Raw genomic sequence first — 17462 nt, 5'->3', positions numbered from 1 at the left:
AAAATCCTATTTACTGCTGATTATCTTCCAGCATACTTTCTAATTCATCCCAGCGCGCATACTTCTGGGATAAGGCTTGTTCTTTCTCTGCTAACAGAGCTAAGGTTTTTGCAGTTTCATCGTTCCCTTTTTTAAAGAATTCAGGGTCGTTAACTAACAACTGCATTTCAGCTAATTCATTTTCATACTGCTCAATATCTGCAGGCAGCGATTCAAGTTCTCGATGATCTTTATATGATAACTTTTTCGTCTTACGGGGAGAAGACTTAGCACTAGGACTATTCGAACTTAAATTAGTTTCATTCTTTACTTTGGCTTTTTCGTCTTTAATCACTTGTTGACGTTTAGCATTCTGATCTTTGTACCAGCTCTCTACATCTGTAAAGCCACCAATGAATTCCCGTAAGAAGCCCTCGCCTTCAAATACAACGCAACTATTGGCAACATTATCAACGAATTCCCTATCATGACTTACAAGTAAAACCGTGCCAGCATACTCATTCAACAGGGTTTCCAGCATCTCTAGCGTTTCAACATCGAGATCGTTTGTTGGTTCATCGAGAACAAGCAAGTTACTGGGCTTAAGCATTAGCTTAGCCAACATTAGCCTGTTCTTTTCGCCACCAGACAGTGACTTCACCGGTGCATTCACCCGCTCAGGTGAGAACAAATAATCTTGTAAATAGCTGATAACGTGTCTGGGGTGCCCGTTAACCATAAGGTCACGTTTACCATCACCTACAGCATCAATCACTGTTTGTTCCAAATCTAAGCCATGGCGATGTTGGTCAAAGTAAGCCACTTCAAGATTAGTGCCTTGCTTACAGTTACCTTTATCTGGGGTAAGTTCACCTAATAACAACTTAATCAGGGTACTTTTCCCGCTACCATTAGGGCCGACTAAAGCAAGTTTATCGCCACGTAATACATTAAGGTTTAATCCCTTCACAATTTGATTACCGCCAATGGCGTAATCTAAGTCGGTGACTTCAAACACCATTTTGCCCGAGCGTGTACCTTGATGCTGGTTTACTACCGCATTCCCTTGTACTGCGCGCCTTGCTTTACGTTCGTCACGCAGTTTTTTTAATGCACGTACTCGGCCTTCGTTACGGGTACGACGGGCTTTTATGCCTTGGCGGATCCATACTTCTTCTTGCGCCAGTTTCTTATCGAATTCGGCGTTATGGGCAGCTTCAACTTCAAGGTCTTGCTGCTTTTTCTCTAAATAGGTTTCGTAATTACCTGGGTAACTGGTTAATCCGCCACGGTCTAAATCCACAATACGGGTTGCCATATTACGAATAAACGCCCTATCGTGGCTTACAAACACAATGGCGCCGTTATAGTTAGATAAACTGCTTTCCAACCAGCGAATCATTTCGATATCTAAGTGGTTAGTGGGTTCATCAAGTAACAATAAATCGGGTGAACGAACCAACGCCCGTGCAAGTGCCGCTTTACGGCGCCACCCACCAGATAAGGTGGACAATGAAATATCAGGCTCTAGTTTGAGCATGGTAAGCGTTTGTTCTATTTGCTGCTCAAATTGCCATGCATCACGGGCCTCTAGGGTTTCCTGTAAGGTTTGTAGGCGATTTAAGTTAGCTTCACTAGGATCTTCAGCCACTAGCTTGGTCTGATGGTGATAGGCTTTAATGGTGTCGCCTACATCTGCTAGCCCTTCAGCAACGTAATCGAAAAGCGTCACGTCTGTGGTTTGCGGCGGATCTTGCTCTAATCGAGCAATAATGGTGTCGCTTTCTATAATGCGCTGTCCGTCATCGGCAATCACATCACCTGAAATCACCTTCATTAAGGTAGATTTACCACTGCCATTTCGGCCTACTAAACACACACGCTCTTTGGGCTGAACAATTAGTTCAACGCCATCTAACAAAGGGGGGTTGCCGTAGATAACAGTGATGTTCTTTAACTGCAAAATGCTCACTGTAAGAATGTCTCCAATGCGTTGGTATCAAATGGCCAGCCAATTTCGGCGCCATTGTCTTCCCGTTTCAATACAGGAATGCGAGCACCGTATAAATGATACAAATCGGTGCTATTACGAATATTTACTTTTTCGACGTTTAACGAAGAAAACTGCTGCGTATTAGCCAACTCAATGTCGGCTAAATCGCACAAACTACACTGTGGCCCCGTGTAAAACATTATTTTCATAACGCTTCGCTTGATAATGCTTCTTTTAATAAAGCATCTCTCGATAACGACAAGATCCAGCACTTATGAATATTTCCGCGACGAGAAAAATCTTCGGGTATGGTTTCTTGAGTAATATTTTCAATAGTGAAACCTAAGGCTTGCAATGCCTCTTCATCTAACTTAAACCCGCGTTTATTGTTAGAGAAAATTAACGTACCGCCATCGTTTAAGCAGTTTCTGGCATTCGTTAGCATAGTAACGTGGTCGCGTTGTACATCCCATGTGCTTTGCATACGCTTAGAATTTGAAAACGAAGGTGGGTCGATAAAAATTAAATCGTATTTACCTTTATGATCGCTTAACCACGATGTGCAGTCGGCTTGAACAAAAGCATGTGGGCCATTTAGTTTATTAAGCGCCACATTCTTTTTCGCCCAGTCTAAATAGGTGTTAGACATATCAACGGTAGTGACTGACTTCGCACCGCCTTTAGCTGCAAACACAGACACACTACCGGTATAAGCAAATAAGTTAAGTACGTCTTTACCTTTGGCAAGCTGCATAACTTTTTGACGAGTGTTTCTATGATCTAAAAACAAACCAGTATCTAAATAATCGGTCAAGTTCACCAATAAGCGCGCACCGTTTTCGTACACTTCCATCATGGTGCCAGACTGGTTAATTTTTTCGTACTGCTTAGTACCCTTTTGCTGACTGCGCACTTTAAGCACAATTTGCTTAGGCGATACACCGGTAACGGTCGGCAAATAAAGTAGTACTTCTTGCAAGCGTTTACGAGCTTTGTCTTCCGATACGGTTTTAGGCGGAGCGTATTCTTGTACTACCAACCAATCGCCGTACCTATCAATTGCCACGTTGTAATCGGGCAAGTCGGCATCGTAAATACGATAACAGTTAGTATCAACTTTGTTGATCCAACCCTTCATTTTCTTAAGATTTTTCTTTAAGCGATTTGCAAACTCATGGTTCGATGCATCTTCTGTGAACTGAACCGTGTTTTCTTCGCTCAGCACATAATTGACCAACCGGCACTCTAGCTTACCGTTGTTCATACCGTAGTCTTTGGTTGCGCGAAGTTTTAACACACGCAATAAGTCTCGGTTGCTGCTAAGCAATGAAACGTGCCAACCTTTCCATGCTTCTTTAAAGCGCTTACCCCATTCACTGAAAAGCGGAATAAGGGCGGTTAGTTCACCTAAACGCTCACCGTAAGGTGGGTTAGACACCATGTAACCTGGCGTTGCAACCGGCGGTGACGACTTAGTGGCGTCTTGGTTGCTGAATTTAATATCGTTAAATACGCCTGCGTAGTCAGCATTGTCTTTGGCTATGGCAATCATTCTGCGGTTGTAATCGGCAGCAAAAATTTCGCTTTTACTTTCTGTTTGGTTCGCAATGGCATCATTGACTAATGAATCCCAGTAAGCGGCATCGTGGCTTAGCCATTTACTAAAGCCCCAATACTCACGCTTTATGCCTGGGGCAATATTACGTGCCATAAAAGCTGCTTCAATTGCAATAGTACCCGAACCGCACATCATGTCAGCCAAAGGCTTGTCCATGTTTTCTGCCCAGCCACTGCGCATTAACATGGCGCAGGCAATATGTTCTTTAAGTGGTGCATCACCCGTTTCTTGACGATATGAACGTTGGTGCAAACTTGCACCGGCCATATCAAGACCAATAATCACGTTATCTCGTTGAAGTCTGGCGTACACGGGGAAATCTGGCATTTTGCGCTCAACCGACGGGCGAGCTTGGCCTTCTTCTACGAATTGATCAACAATGGCATCTTTAATTCTTACCGCGCCGAATTGGGTGTTCTTAATTTCGTAGTTAGTACCAATAAATTGCACTGACAACGTATGGCGAGATTCCATATGCATCTGCCAATCAATATCCATGGCTGTCTTATACAATTCTTCAGCATTGCCTGCCTTTCCTGTGCCTAAGATCCAAATAACACGGTTGGCTAAGCGAGACCAAAGACAAAGCTTGTAAGCGTCTTCTTTGCTTCCTTCAAACTGCAACATGCCCGGAGACTGTTTAATTTCTGCATCTGGGCACAAATTGAGTATTTCTTGCTTAAGGAGTTCGTCAAGACCGCGGCTGGTTGTTGCCAGAATAGTATTCATTCAATTACCTGATAGAGCGTGTGTTTATTAACACACGCTTGAGTGTATAAAACTGTAATGTGTCGCTTTGGCTAATTATAGCGCTTTTACAATGCGTTTAACGAGGTCGGGCCCCTGATAAATGAACGCAGAGTATACCTGAACTAGTGATGCTCCTGCATCTAAACGTGCTTTTGCGGTTTCAGGAGAATCGATACCGCCCACACCTATGATAGGAATGGCTCTATCAAGGGCACTAGATAGCTTTTTCGTTACGTTCAGGCTCATGTCAGTTAAGACAGAACCGCTCAAACCGCCCATTTCATCAGCATGCTTTAACCCTTGAACGGCATCACGAGACAGCGTGGTATTAGTAGCAATAACGCCATCCATTTTGCTGGCGAGTAACGATTGCGCAATACTTTGTATTTCGCCATCTGATAAATCTGGTGCAATTTTAATAAATAGCGGTACGTATTTACCGTGAGTTTGCGTCAAGGTTTCTTGCGCTGCTTTAAGGCCTACCAATAACGCATCTAGCGCTTCACCATACTGAAGATTTCTAAGCCCAGGAGTATTGGGTGAAGAAATGTTAATAGTCACATAACTGGCGTAAGGATAAACCTTGTTCAAACAAATAAGATAATCATCAAGTGCTTTAGCATCATCAGTATCTTTATTTTTACCAATATTGATGCCAATGGGCCCTTTAAACTGGGCTTTTTTCACTTGAGAAACTAAGTGGTCAACGCCTTTGTTGTTAAAGCCCATTCGGTTAATGATGGCCTGTTTTTCAGGAATACGAAATAACCGAGGCTTAGGGTTACCGGCTTGTGGGCGAGGCGTAACCGTACCAATTTCTACGAAACCAAACCCCATTTCGGCAAATGCATCTATACAATCGCCATTTTTGTCTAAGCCTGCCGCCAAACCCACAGGATTATCAAAGGTTATACCTGCAATCGTGACTGGCTTTTTAATTGTTGTGGTGCTGTAAGCCCACTTCAACGGCGTGTGTTGCGTTTTATTTAACCAGTTGATAGTAAAATCATGGCTTTTTTCGGGTTCGCATTGAAGCAACAGTTTTTGCACTAATGATTGCATAGGTGTTTGTTTTCGCTTGTGTTTGGTATAAAAAAGCCCTGTTTTACAGGGCTTCGTCATTTTTGATAGCGTGTATTCTAATGGCTAGACTTCACGCTTAAAAGCATCAATTCACGTAATGCGACAGAAAATTTTGCAAATTCGTGGGTTGAGCTGGTCTTAAACTCTGACATCATATGATACCAGCGTTTCAACAACACTTGGTTGCTCTGCATCCAATCTTCCAAAATTTTGTCTGCATCGCTAGCCTCTGGGTTAATTTGAAGAAGATTAGCGGCTATGGAACGCTGCTGCCAATCCAATTCTTCCCGGTAAGACGCGCGGGCGAGAGCTTGCCAATGATTGCTGACTGCTTGATTGTTAATTTGATCTAAGAACCAATGTAACTCAAGTTTAGAGCCAAGCTGGAAGTACAAACGAGCCACAACATCAACGGTATGTTTTTCGGCGGCAACAATGTGTGCTAAGTCGAAACTCGAGAACATATTTGAGAAGCTCGCTACTTGATACGCAATATCCTTCGGTACATCTTGAGCTACGTAAGTGCTTGTTTTTTCTTCCAGTTGTGAATATTCAGCTTCTACCAAGTAGTTCTGCAGATTCTTAGATAACGTATTAAAAGTTTCACGGTAGCTCGCAATAGCCTCTTCAATCGACAAGGCTTTATTACCATGCCTAATATACCAGCGTGCGGCGCGGCGCATAATGCGGCGAGCTTCATCTAGCATCTTAAGCTGTAGCTTAGCGGAAATAACGTTATCTAAGTCTTCAATACGACTCCATAGCGTTTCCATATCAAAAATACCGTGCACAATGGCGTAGGCATTGGCAATGTCATCTACGCTCGCGCCGGTTTCTTCTTGAATACGGAACATAAAATTAAGGCCCATATCATTAACCATATTATTAGTTAATTTAGTGGCAATAATTTCGCTTCTAAGTGGGTGCTGCTGCATATGTGTACTGAACTTCTCACGTAACACTTCAGGGAATGCTTGAAGCAGCAATTTACCGTGGTAAGGGTTATCAGTGATTTCAGGAATATTCAGTGCATCTTTTAACACCATTTTTCCATAGGCAATCAAAACACTAAGTTCAGGTCGAGTTAGACCACGATCTGACGCTACTCTATCGGAAATTTCATCATCGCTGGGGATGAACTCAAGCTCTCTGTTAAGTTGCCCTTCACGCTCTAAACCGTGAATAAAGCGAAGCTGTTCTTTCAATAAGCTTACGCCTGACATCTCTGTAATCGAAATAGATTGAGTTTGACGATAACAATCTTTAATCACAATCCGCGATACATCGTCGGTCATCTCGTGCAGTAAATTGTTGCGCTGTTTAACCGTAAGCTCGCCGTCGTTTACCACGCTGTTAAGCAAGATTTTGATATTCACTTCGTTATCGGAACAATCAACACCACCTACGTTATCGATGAAGTCGGTGTTTACGCGACCGCCGGAAGCAGCATATTCAATTCGCCCTAGCTGAGTTAAGCCTAGGTTACCGCCCTCGCCTACAATTTTAGCTTGTACGTCTTTACCATTTAAACGTAAGTCGTCATTGGCTCTGTCGCCCACTTCCGCATGAGACTCTTTAGAGCTCTTAACATAAGTTCCGATACCACCATTCCAAAGCAAGTCCACAGGCATTTTTAAAATGTTATGGATAAGTTCGTTTGGCGTCATCGTCATTTGACGGGTACCTAACCACTTCTTCATTTCTGGTGTGAGCTTAATCGATTTCGAAGAACGGCTGAAAATACCGCCACCTTTTGAAATCAATTTTGAATCATAATCTTCCCAACTTAACCGTGGGTTTTCGAACAATCTAGCGCGCTCTTTGTAACTTGCTGCTGCATCTGGATCGGGATCGAAGAAGATATGTAAATGGTTAAACGCCGATATTAATTTGGTGTGCTTAGATAAAAGCATGCCGTTACCAAATACGTCACCCGCCATATCACCCACACCCACCGCAGTGAATTCTGTGGTTTGACAATCGATACCGATTTCACGGAAGTGACGTTTAACAGACTCCCATCCGCCACGGGCAGTGATACCCATTTTCTTATGGTCATAACCTACGCTGCCGCCTGAGGCAAACGCATCGCCTAACCAAAAGCCAAATTCATCAGCAATACCGTTAGCGATATCAGAGAAGGTAGCGGTGCCTTTATCGGCCGCTACAACCAAATACGGGTCATCTTCATCTAATCGCACCACATCTTTAGGTGGCACTACCTCACCGTTTACAATGTTGTCTGTGATATCAAGCAAACTGGTGATAAAGGTGCGATAGCACGCCTGGCCTTCAGCCTGAATCGCTTCTCTGCCTTCGCCAACGGGGAGCTTTTTACAAACAAACCCACCTTTGGCACCAACAGGCACAATCACCGTATTTTTTACTTGCTGTGCTTTTACTAAGCCTAAAATTTCAGTTCGGAAATCTTCTTGGCGATCTGACCAACGAAGTCCTCCACGGGCTACCTTTCCGCCGCGTAAATGCACACCCTCTAAACGTGGGCTATAAACAAAAATTTCGAATTTAGGCAGGGGTAACGGCATATCAGGGATCATTTCAGGCAGCATCTTAAATGACACATAAGATTTTTCATTGCCTGCTTCATCGGGCTGATAGAAGTTGGTACGAAGGGTTGCCGACATCATATCTAAATAACGACGTATAATTCTGTCGTCATCTAAATTACTCACGCTGTCTAACTGAGTCTTAATATTCTCAAGTAACGCTTCTTCTTTTTTCGCGCTACGTTTTTTCTTAGGATTAATGCGCTGGTCGAAAAACTCCACGAGCAAGCGGGCAATATCAGGGTAATTCGCTAACGTATTCGCAATGTAATCACGACTGAATGAGCTGCCGGTTTGACGCATGTATTTTGCGTACGCACGTAAAATAGTGACTTTACGGCCGGTTAAATTTGCACCCAAAATTAAGCGGTTAAATGCATCGTCTTCTAAGTCGTTATTCCATACTTTCGCAAAGGCATCTTGGAATAAGGTTTGAGCACGTTCCATGTCAAAGTGTTGACCACTTTTATGTAACATGGTGAAGTCCATCACCCAGTTTCTAAAACCATCTGGGCAGGTAATCTTGTACGGGCTTTCATCGATTACGCGCAAACCGAAGTTTTCAAGCATAGGCAGTACGTCAGAAAGATGGATAGGCTCAGCACGATGGAACAACTTAAGCTTCACTACTTGGCTGTCAGACTGCTCTTCTTGTGGACGGTAAAACAACATGTCGAGAGTATGATCATCATCTAACTGTTCAATTTTGCCAATATCAACAAGGGCATCACCCGGTAAGTTCTGTTCCATATAGCTACGGGAAAACGCATTGCTATATTTACGCTCAAGGGCTTTACCTTGGGCTTCACCGTGTGCCGCTGAAATAGATGAAGCTAATCGATCGCTCCATGTTTTAGTCAGCTCAATAATATTGCGTTCTATTTCCTTCACATCAAATTCCGCGTTGTTGTCGTTGACCCTAGCAATGTAATGCGTGCGCGCATACACAGATTCAGAAAAGAACGTAGTAAATTCAACTTCTTCTTTAGCACCTAACGACGCTTTTAGTAGCGCTTGGGTGTCTACACGTAATTGCGTGTTATAACGCTCACGAGGTACAAATACCATACACGAGAAGAAGCGCCCAAATACATCTTTGCGAATAAATAAGCGTGAAATACCCCGCTCTTGCATCTGGAATATGCCCATCACGATTTGCGCTAACTCTTCCGCTGGTGTTTGCAGTAGCTCATCACGAGGGTAGGTTTCTACAATATTAACGAAGGCTTTAAAGGCATGGGTACCGGGTTCATAGCCAGATAAATCGCAAATACGCTGAATTTTTTCCCTCAACATAGGAAGCTGCGTCACACTTTGATTATAGAAAGACGCAGAATAAAGACCAAGGAAGCGGTGCTCACCCACAACTTGACCGTCTTTGTTAAACGCTTTCACGCCAACATAATCCATATAAGCAGGACGATGAACACGAGCACGCGAATTGGTTTTGGTCAAAATTAACGGACTTTGACTTAGTGCCTCTGCTCTTGCACTGGCCGGTAATTTCGACAACAGGCGCTCTCTGTCGTTAATAGAGTTCTTTAATAAACCTAAGCTGGTATCGTTAGACGGAATCCAGCGATGGTCGCCTTCTATGGCCTTCACTTCGTAATAACGATAACCCATCATGGTAAAGTTGTGGTCGCTTAACCATTGTAAGTAAGCTTTAGTTTGTTTCTTTTCATCAGCAGACACGGGCCAGTTTAGCTTTGTACTGTCTTTAACCACCGTTTCTAACTTAGTGGTCATTTCTTGCCAGTCTTTCACCGCCAACGACACTTCGTCTACGACTGAGTGTAATTCTTTAGTTAATTCATCAATGTCTTTTTTCGCACTTTGATGGTCAACCTCGATAAAAATTACGGTTTCTTTTCTGGCATTTTCAACGGTCTTGCCAGGCTCTGCAAATTCCGCCACTTGGTTTTTATTATTTCGCTTTATTCCAATTGGGCTATGCAAAAATAAATGCGCAGTAATATTTAATCGGTTGAGTGACATACGAACCGAATCTACAAGAAACGGCATGTCTCTAACAATTATTTCAACAATGGTATGGCTTGAGTGCCAACCATGTTTTTCTATTTCTGGGTTGAAAACTCGTATGTAGGGAGCTGAATTATCAAATTTAGCAAGCCCATTCCATAAGCTTAAAGTGGCGCCATATAGATCGCTGTCGTTACGATCTTCTAAGTCATCACTTGAGATATTTTTATACAACAGGCGTCCGAATTGCTGCACGAGTGACTTCTGCTGGGCATCCACCTTTTTTTCAATGAGTGCAAATACATTATCTAGCAGTACTGAGTGTCGCTGTGAGGTGACTGTCATTAGTTAACCTTATAAATGTCGTAAGTGCTAAGTTGCGCGGCTATTTTCGCTAAAACTGAGAGGTATTAAAAGCCCCTTTTTAACCTTATATTAACAGCATAGATAACTATGCAAAAAACGCCTATAAAAAAGGGCCTTACGGCCCTTTTTTATGATTAGCTATGCAAAAATATTATGCACCGGGGTCGTTTCGATTCCACCACAAGAATCTAGCCAGTGCTGGAAGTACGATAATTGCACCTAACATATTCACCACGAACATAAAGGTCAACAAAATACCCATGTCCATTTGGAACTTAAGTGAGGAGAATACCCAAGTGCTCACACCTATTGCCAGGGTAATACCAGTAAATAATACCGCACTACCACGCTCTTTTAGCGCAGCCAAGTAAGCTTCTTGTACCGTCGCTCCTTGTTTAAGCATAAGGCTCTTCGTCGATAAGATATAAATACCATAGTCAACACCGATACCCACACCTAGCGCAATAACTGGCAAGGTTGATACCGTAAGACCAATTTGCAGATACGTCATTAGCGCTTGTGCTAAAACAGATACAACATACAGCGGAATAACTACCACTAAGGTTGCACGTATAGAACGGAAGCTAATTAAGCATAGGGCGATAACGGCACCAAAGACGTAAACCATCATTGGATCTTGTGCAGCCTCTACCGCTTCGTTCGTCGCCGCCATAACCCCTACTGGGCCTGACGCAAGACTAAACGACATATCATCAGTCTCATACTCAGTACGGAAGTCTTTCACTGCATCTACCACTCGAGAAATGGTTTCTGCCTTGTGATCTTCCATAAACAGAATAATCGGCATGACGGAACAATCACCATTTAATAGGCCAGACGAAGTAGGCACACGAGAAATAGCTTGTACTAAGGTTTGTTGATTACGAGGTAGAACCTGCCATTTAACATTACCTTCGTTATAACCCGCATTCACTATCTTAGCTACAGATGCTAACGATACAGCCGATTGCACCCCTGGAACGTTCTCCATTTTCCACTGAAAATCATCCATTGCTTTCATGACGCTGTGAGACGTACAAGCTTCAGGTGTGGTTTCCACCAAAATAGAAATGTAATCCACTGTGACTTCATACTTGTCGGTAATCAAGAAGGTATCTTGGTTATAACGTGAAGACTCATGAAGCGCTGGTGCGCCGGCATGCAAATCACCTATCTTCATGTTTTGTGCTTGGTAGTGCCCAAAACCGAATAATATGGCGGTAACGATTAAAATAACGGCTGCTGGCTTTTTACGTGAACACGCAGAAATAATTGCCCAAAAGCGGGAGTTACTATTTTCTTTACCTGCAAACTTGTCTACGTACTTCTTATCAAGCTTTAAGAAGCTCATAAGTACCGGTAACAGCATTAGGTTGGTGAGGATAATAACCGCAACACCCATACTTGCTGTAATCGCTAGCTCACGAATAATACCTATATCGATAACCAATAAGGTCATGAAACCGACGGTATCAGAAAGTAAGGCTATGCCCCCTGGTACCAACAAGCTTCTAAACGCCGCCATAGACGCACGTTTTGCACCTATTCCTGTTACCGCACGTTTTTCTACCGCGTTAATCATTTGCACGCCATGACTTACACCAATAGCGAAAACTAAGAACGGCACTAGGATCGACATAGGATCCATTCCAAACCCTAACGAAGTCAGTAGACCTAACTGCCAGATAACGGCAATAACAGAACACAGTAACGGCAATATAGTCAGCATGATACTGCGAGAGAAGAAGTACACCATGATGGCTGTTATCGCGATAGCAATAGCGAAAAACAACAATACGTCTTTCGCTCCATCGGCCACATCACCAATCATCTTGGCAAAGCCGATAATATGAATAGAAATATTTTCGTTTTCATACTCGCCGCGAAGTTGCTCTTCAAGCTCAGCGGCTAACGCAAGTGTATTTAACGGTTCACCCGTTTGTGGGTCGATATCCAGTAACTGTGCTGTCACCATGGCACAGCTATAGTCGCTGGCTACCTGACGACCAACAATATTGGCTTTTTCAATATTCGCAGCCACTAAGTCCAACGCAGCTGGGTTTGCTGAATTGAAGTCCGCTGGAATAACCGGCCCGCCAGCAAATCCGCCCTCTACAATTTCAGTAAAGCGGGTAGAAGGAGAAAACAGTGAAATAACGAGAGAACGGTTCACACCATTTATGAAAAATAATTGGTCGTGTACGTTCTTTAACGTATCGAAAAAGTTTTGATTGAATATATCGTCGTTCTTATCACAAACAGAAACTAAGATATTGTTCGCACCACCGAAATCTTGGCGATGTTCAATATAGGTTTTCATGTACTCATGATTAAGCGGAATATTTTTTTCAAAACCAGCATCAAGTCGCATTTGCGATGCTTGAAAGCCTAAAAATACCGTTGCGATAGCAAAAAGGGCTACCACCAATTTACGGTTAGAGAAAACAAGATGTTCAATGAAATGGGTCATAAAAGCGAAACCACCCTACTTTGTATTTAGCGTTTTTATACCATTCGCGGTAACAGCTATGGTGTGGCCATTAAAGCTAACGGCATTTAACATGGCAGCTTTATCTTCAACCTGTGTAACTGTAATACCTTTTGCAGGTTCGCAGTTTGCAGGGTTTGCGTATGGATCGTGATCACTGACGGGAAGCGGACGAGTGGCTGACACCATCATACCGTTGTTACCCATGGCAACCACCGTGTCGTTATCGGACAGTAAAATTGAATTTAACGTACTGGTTGAACAAGAATTTACGTATTCCCATTCACCTTGGTCACGCAAAACAAAAATATTTCCGCGAAGGCCTACAGCCAGTAGCGTTGATTCATCAAGCGCTCTAATATCGAAAAATGAGCCAGTGTAATCAACTTCAAAACGTTCCCAGTTTTTCCCCATATCGTCGCTGCTAGCTAATAAACCCGCTTCTCCAGCAAGGTATAGCTTTTCGCCATCGCGTGTTACACGATTTAAATGAGGTAAAATAGATTCTAATTCTTGTTGATAAAACGCTTCGTCTTCTTCTCTGACGCTTTCCAAATATTCACGATCGTATGGGTCTAGTAAACTAGCATGACGCTCAGTTTCCCAACTTTTCCCGCCATCAGTGGTACGGTAGAAAAGGCCATAAGCGCCAGCAGCAATGCCGTGACTTTCATCAAAGAATAGTACATCTAAAAATGGACGTTGAAGCGCGGGCTGAACATTCTGGATTTCCCAGCTTTGGCCCTTGTCTGAGGAGTGAATGATGGTGGCATCATGGCCTACCGCCCAAATATTATCGCCCACTACAGTCGTTGCAGTGAGTGTCGCTTGGGTGGGCACGGCAACTTGATTAAAAGCCGTTCCATCTTCTGAAATAAGAATATGACCGCGTTCTCCGACAACAACGACAAATTTATCAGCGTCAATATCTAGCAAAACTGACTGTTCAACTAAGGGTGCAATATAGGCATCTTCTGCTGAAGCAGTTACGGAGTAATTTGCTGCGAGTGCTGCAGTTATGCACGCTGCAATGGTTTTTTTCATGATTAACCATTCTCCCTAAAATTTAATTGTCTGAAAACAAAAACGGTTGGCACTGCCAACCGTCTTAACACAAAACGCTTAGCGTTTACCTTCTCGTCGTAACGCCTGAGGCGTAAACTCTACGTCTCTTGGACGAATAGAGAAGTCATACATGGCTTCTTCATTATCAAGACCGATGGCCAAGTAACGGCGAGAGTTTAAGTCGTAATAGGCATCTAGGGTTGACCACTGTGTAGGTACTTCATAGTAGTTCACTCCATAAGCTACACCAACACGGTACAACTCGCCACGATTATCATACATATCAGCAACTTGAATTTGCCAGCTGTCTTCATCGATGAAGAATACGCGTTTTTGATAAATGTGACGGAAGCCTTCTTTCAACGTGGCTTCAACCACCCAAACACGGTGCTTTTCCCAACGCGTTAAATCAGGGTTAACGTGGTTAGCATGAAGAATCTCATCGTAACTTACGTTATCTGAATGCAGTGCATAGTTGTTATAGGCTACAAACATCTCTTGTTTACCAACAAGTTTCCAGTTGTAACGGTTAGGAGAACCGTTGAACATATCGAAGTCATCGGTAGTACGCAGACCATCTGCCGCAGTTCCTGGCGTGTCGTAAGCAATGTTAGGTGCTAAACGTACACGGCGCTGACCTGTGTTATAGGTCCAGGCTTTACGTGGCTCTTTAACTTGGTCTACGGTTTCGTGTACTAGCAAAGCAGTACCTGCCAAACGTGCTGGCTTAGTCACTTTTTGCTTGAACATGAACAAGATATTTTCTTCAGTTAGCTTTTCAGGTGTAGCACCCTCTTCAGCATACTTAATCATTAATTGTTCATCAAAACCGATAACGTTGTAGTCACCAGATGTTGTAACCGCAGCTTGCCCACCGTTACGTTCTACCGCAGCACCGCGATAACGTAAGATATGGTTCCAAATCGCTTCCATACCTGTTTGAGGCATTGGGAAAGGAACACCTAATACAGCGCCTTTTATGCCGTTTCCGTCATCCAGTAATTCTGCGCTAGTCGCATTAACCTTAGTCGCATCATAAATTGCTTGCGGGTTAGATGCTGAACGACGGGTTTGATATACCGGCATGCGGTAAGTATCAGGGTACGCTTCGAACAACTTTTTCTGACCTTCAGAAAGGAAATCAGCATATTCTTTATAGTTCGATGCCGTTATCTCAAATAACACCTTATCTTCTGGAAAAGGGTTCGGATGGTGATCGCCTACAGAATAACCTTCAGGTGCTGATGTGATACCGCCTGTCCATGCTGGGATACTTCCATCAGCATTCGCAGCTTGTATAGCACCCATTGGGGTTAATTCACCGCCTAGTTTTTTGGCATCTTCTTCAGAAACCTTAGCGTGAACACTTGCACCAGTTAGAGCCATTGAAAGCGCTGTTGCAATAATTCCTATTTTTCTAATCATATACATCACTCTTTAGATTGAATACTTGATGTTAAACGAAATAAAATCTCTGTCTGACAATGCGTTAGTGGTACCAACGCCGCCCCAGAATGCACTATAAGAGGCTGTTGCTGACCACTTGCTTAAGTAGTCGAACGTTAATGCCAGTGCCGCAGATTTAACATCTTCGGTGAAAACATAGAGAGGATCTGGTGTTGTACCCTCTACATCATGAGAGAACGTAGCACGAGCTCGAAGGTTAACGCCGGCCATAATGTCGTTCCAATCAGCCACCGCCAACAATCGATAACCCCAAGCATCATCAGTAGCAAATGGGTTAGTTTCTGGACCATCGGAAAGACCAATGTGTAGACCTTCACGATTATTGCCGCTTGCTGTAGGTTCAAGCGACGGTGTACGTGCTGTACCTGGTGCATTTAAGCGAATAACGTTTGGATCTGGCATATCAACAATATTGACATAACCTAGTTCACCTAATAGTACGAAGTTATCCGCACCAAACTTAGGACCGTAAACGTGAGAAGCCGTTAACTGCATTTGCCATGTGTCTGAAAACAAGAAACCTTCCGCAGTTTCGCCTGGCCCAACATCTCTGCCAATGTTTCCTAACTGAGAAATACCGTCTAAATCTGGACGAAGACCCGCGTTAGCAAGTTGTTGGGGCATACCCATATAGAGTAGCTCAACATCGTCAATTTGCAGCGGTTCATCAACACGGTAAGCAAATTCACCGGCTAAAGCGGTTGTGCCAACGTTAGTATTGAAGCTTACGCCATACAATTTAATATCTTCTGGATAATAGAACTCAGATTGGGTGAATGCACCCAGTTCAGTAATGTTATCGCGGGTTACTTCATTGGTTGCAATGAAGGCTAAATCCGATGCAATACCTTCTGAAGTAAAGTCAGAAGTTACACCTGAGATAAGTGGACGTTGGCTATGGTAGTTAATGTGGTAGAAACTGATTTCAGATTCATTCAACGCTTCAGCGAACCAAGTTACACGTAAACCGTATTGACCCTGGTCGTCGGCATCTTTATGCGCTTCGTCAGAATAGCCACGAATAGCCACTTTGGTTGGGTACGCTAAGTATGCAGAAGCAATATCTGCAGAATTTCCGCCGGCACGTAACATATCGCCATAGCCGTTAAGTGCAGTTAACAAATGGTCTAAATCGATATCAGGGTTACCACTGAAACCTAACTGGACGTTTTGACGCTGACCGCCCTCGCCCGCAAAGTCGTTACCAGCAAAGTAACTTCCAGAAACAGGCAGCCAACTGCGTTCCCATTCATATTGATAGTAACCCGACACACTTAATGTATCGCTTAGTCCTAATGAGGCATAAACCATACCCACTGGAATAAATACTTCTTTAAGTTCCGCACCTGGTGCACGAGCACGGGTAACGTCTACTGGGTTTGTGGTATTGATACCGTGTTGGATGAAAGTACTTTCACCCCAACTGATAACTTGACGACCTACACGAAGGGTTAACGGCTTATCGCCAATCCACCAATCGCCATAGAAGAAGGCATCATAAAGACGCACGTCGGTACATAATAAATCTTCTGCTTCTGGATCTTGGCAGTGATCGTATTGAACACCGGTGATGGCATTTGAATTAGGACGGTCACCATCCATTTGTTCAAAGTCGTAAAACCAGAAACCACGTGCGAAGAAACCGAAATCGCCAAAATTAATATCTAACTCATGGTTTCCTGAAATTTGTGTTGCAAATGCATCACCTGGATCGTGAGATAAATTTCCTAAGTCGCCATTGGTTGAATAACCGCCGTCAGCTAACGCCCAAACGTCGCTACTAGGATAAAGTGGATTGAATGCAGCGTGGTAACCTGACCAATCAAACTGTGCATGATTACTATTTCCGATAAGATCGTAATCTCTAGACTCAGTACGAATACTGGTAGCCACTGTGAATGTAGAATCAAGAGAAATGCTAACATCACCTACTTGCCAATTAGCGGCATTAGCAGGAAGTGCGGCAGCACCCAAGAGGGTTAGCACACCTACAGCAACAGGTGACATCTTAAAAGCGCGAGGCTTATTTATCATATTTTTATACTCCCTAGTCGACGCACAAGGCTGCGTGACATCGTGATCAACCATAACGATTAACAAAAT

General features: G+C 43.4%; 9 protein-coding genes. All 9 read right to left on the bottom strand.

The features are described from left to right. Window positions 1-10: 10 nt before the first annotated feature. The 9 genes from R1T43_RS10825 to R1T43_RS10785 all read right to left on the bottom strand — a co-directional run bounded on the left by R1T43_RS10825 (window position 11) and on the right by R1T43_RS10785 (window position 17393). On the bottom strand, window positions 11-1951 hold the full coding sequence (locus R1T43_RS10825; RefSeq protein ID WP_317348780.1) for an ABC transporter ATP-binding protein: 1941 nt from the start codon (window positions 1949-1951) through the stop codon (window positions 11-13). After that, window positions 1948-2181, bottom strand: coding sequence for a glutaredoxin family protein (locus R1T43_RS10820; protein WP_317348778.1), 234 nt, complete (start codon window positions 2179-2181; stop codon window positions 1948-1950). Before R1T43_RS10820 ends, R1T43_RS10825 begins: the two co-directional genes overlap by 4 nt. Then, the gene (rlmKL, locus tag R1T43_RS10815; RefSeq protein WP_317348776.1) at window positions 2178-4319 is read right to left on the bottom strand and encodes a bifunctional 23S rRNA (guanine(2069)-N(7))-methyltransferase RlmK/23S rRNA (guanine(2445)-N(2))-methyltransferase RlmL; all 2142 of its coding nucleotides are present in this window, start codon (window positions 4317-4319) and stop codon (window positions 2178-2180) included. The genes R1T43_RS10820 and rlmKL overlap by 4 nt, the downstream gene beginning before the upstream one ends. Window positions 4320-4394: 75 nt before the next feature. After that, on the bottom strand, window positions 4395-5402 hold the full coding sequence (gene pyrD, locus R1T43_RS10810; RefSeq protein WP_317348773.1) for a quinone-dependent dihydroorotate dehydrogenase: 1008 nt from the start codon (window positions 5400-5402) through the stop codon (window positions 4395-4397). Between the two features lie 77 nt (window positions 5403-5479). Beyond that, window positions 5480-10318, bottom strand: coding sequence for an NAD-glutamate dehydrogenase (locus R1T43_RS10805; RefSeq protein ID WP_211071883.1), 4839 nt, complete (start codon window positions 10316-10318; stop codon window positions 5480-5482). A 172-nt stretch (window positions 10319-10490) separates the two neighbouring features. Continuing rightward, window positions 10491-12809, bottom strand: coding sequence for an efflux RND transporter permease subunit (locus R1T43_RS10800; RefSeq protein WP_317348770.1), 2319 nt, complete (start codon window positions 12807-12809; stop codon window positions 10491-10493). A 15-nt stretch (window positions 12810-12824) separates the two neighbouring features. Beyond that, a complete protein-coding gene (locus R1T43_RS10795; protein ID WP_317348768.1) occupies window positions 12825-13871 on the bottom strand; it encodes a WD40/YVTN/BNR-like repeat-containing protein in 1047 nt (348 codons plus the stop codon). Between the two features lie 78 nt (window positions 13872-13949). Next, on the bottom strand, window positions 13950-15317 hold the full coding sequence (locus R1T43_RS10790; RefSeq protein WP_211071885.1) for a DUF1329 domain-containing protein: 1368 nt from the start codon (window positions 15315-15317) through the stop codon (window positions 13950-13952). 12 nt (window positions 15318-15329) lie between these two features. Continuing rightward, a complete protein-coding gene (locus tag R1T43_RS10785) occupies window positions 15330-17393 on the bottom strand; it encodes a DUF1302 domain-containing protein (RefSeq protein WP_317348765.1) in 2064 nt (687 codons plus the stop codon). Between the last annotated feature and the right edge of the window lie 69 nt (window positions 17394-17462).

Source organism: Alteromonas sp. CI.11.F.A3 (assembly GCF_032925565.1).
Classification (GTDB): Bacteria; Pseudomonadota; Gammaproteobacteria; order Enterobacterales; family Alteromonadaceae; genus Alteromonas.
Note: the sequence above shows the minus strand (reverse complement) of the source record. Positions and strands in the feature narration are given on the sequence as shown.

Bases quoted from the DNA above. Each gene is read 5' to 3' on its own strand.
- R1T43_RS10820 (WP_317348778.1), bottom strand. From the start codon at position 2,181: ATGAAAATAATGTTTTACACGGGGCCACAGTGTAGTTTGTGCGATTTA.
- rlmKL (WP_317348776.1), bottom strand. From the start codon at position 4,319: ATGAATACTATTCTGGCAACAACCAGCCGCGGTCTTGACGAACTCCTT.
- pyrD (WP_317348773.1), bottom strand. From the start codon at position 5,402: ATGCAATCATTAGTGCAAAAACTGTTGCTTCAATGCGAACCCGAAAAA.
- R1T43_RS10805 (WP_211071883.1), bottom strand. From the start codon at position 10,318: ATGACAGTCACCTCACAGCGACACTCAGTACTGCTAGATAATGTATTT.
- R1T43_RS10800 (WP_317348770.1), bottom strand. From the start codon at position 12,809: ATGACCCATTTCATTGAACATCTTGTTTTCTCTAACCGTAAATTGGTG.
- R1T43_RS10795 (WP_317348768.1), bottom strand. From the start codon at position 13,871: ATGAAAAAAACCATTGCAGCGTGCATAACTGCAGCACTCGCAGCAAAT.
- R1T43_RS10790 (WP_211071885.1), bottom strand. From the start codon at position 15,317: ATGATTAGAAAAATAGGAATTATTGCAACAGCGCTTTCAATGGCTCTA.
- R1T43_RS10785 (WP_317348765.1), bottom strand. From the start codon at position 17,393: ATGATAAATAAGCCTCGCGCTTTTAAGATGTCACCTGTTGCTGTAGGT.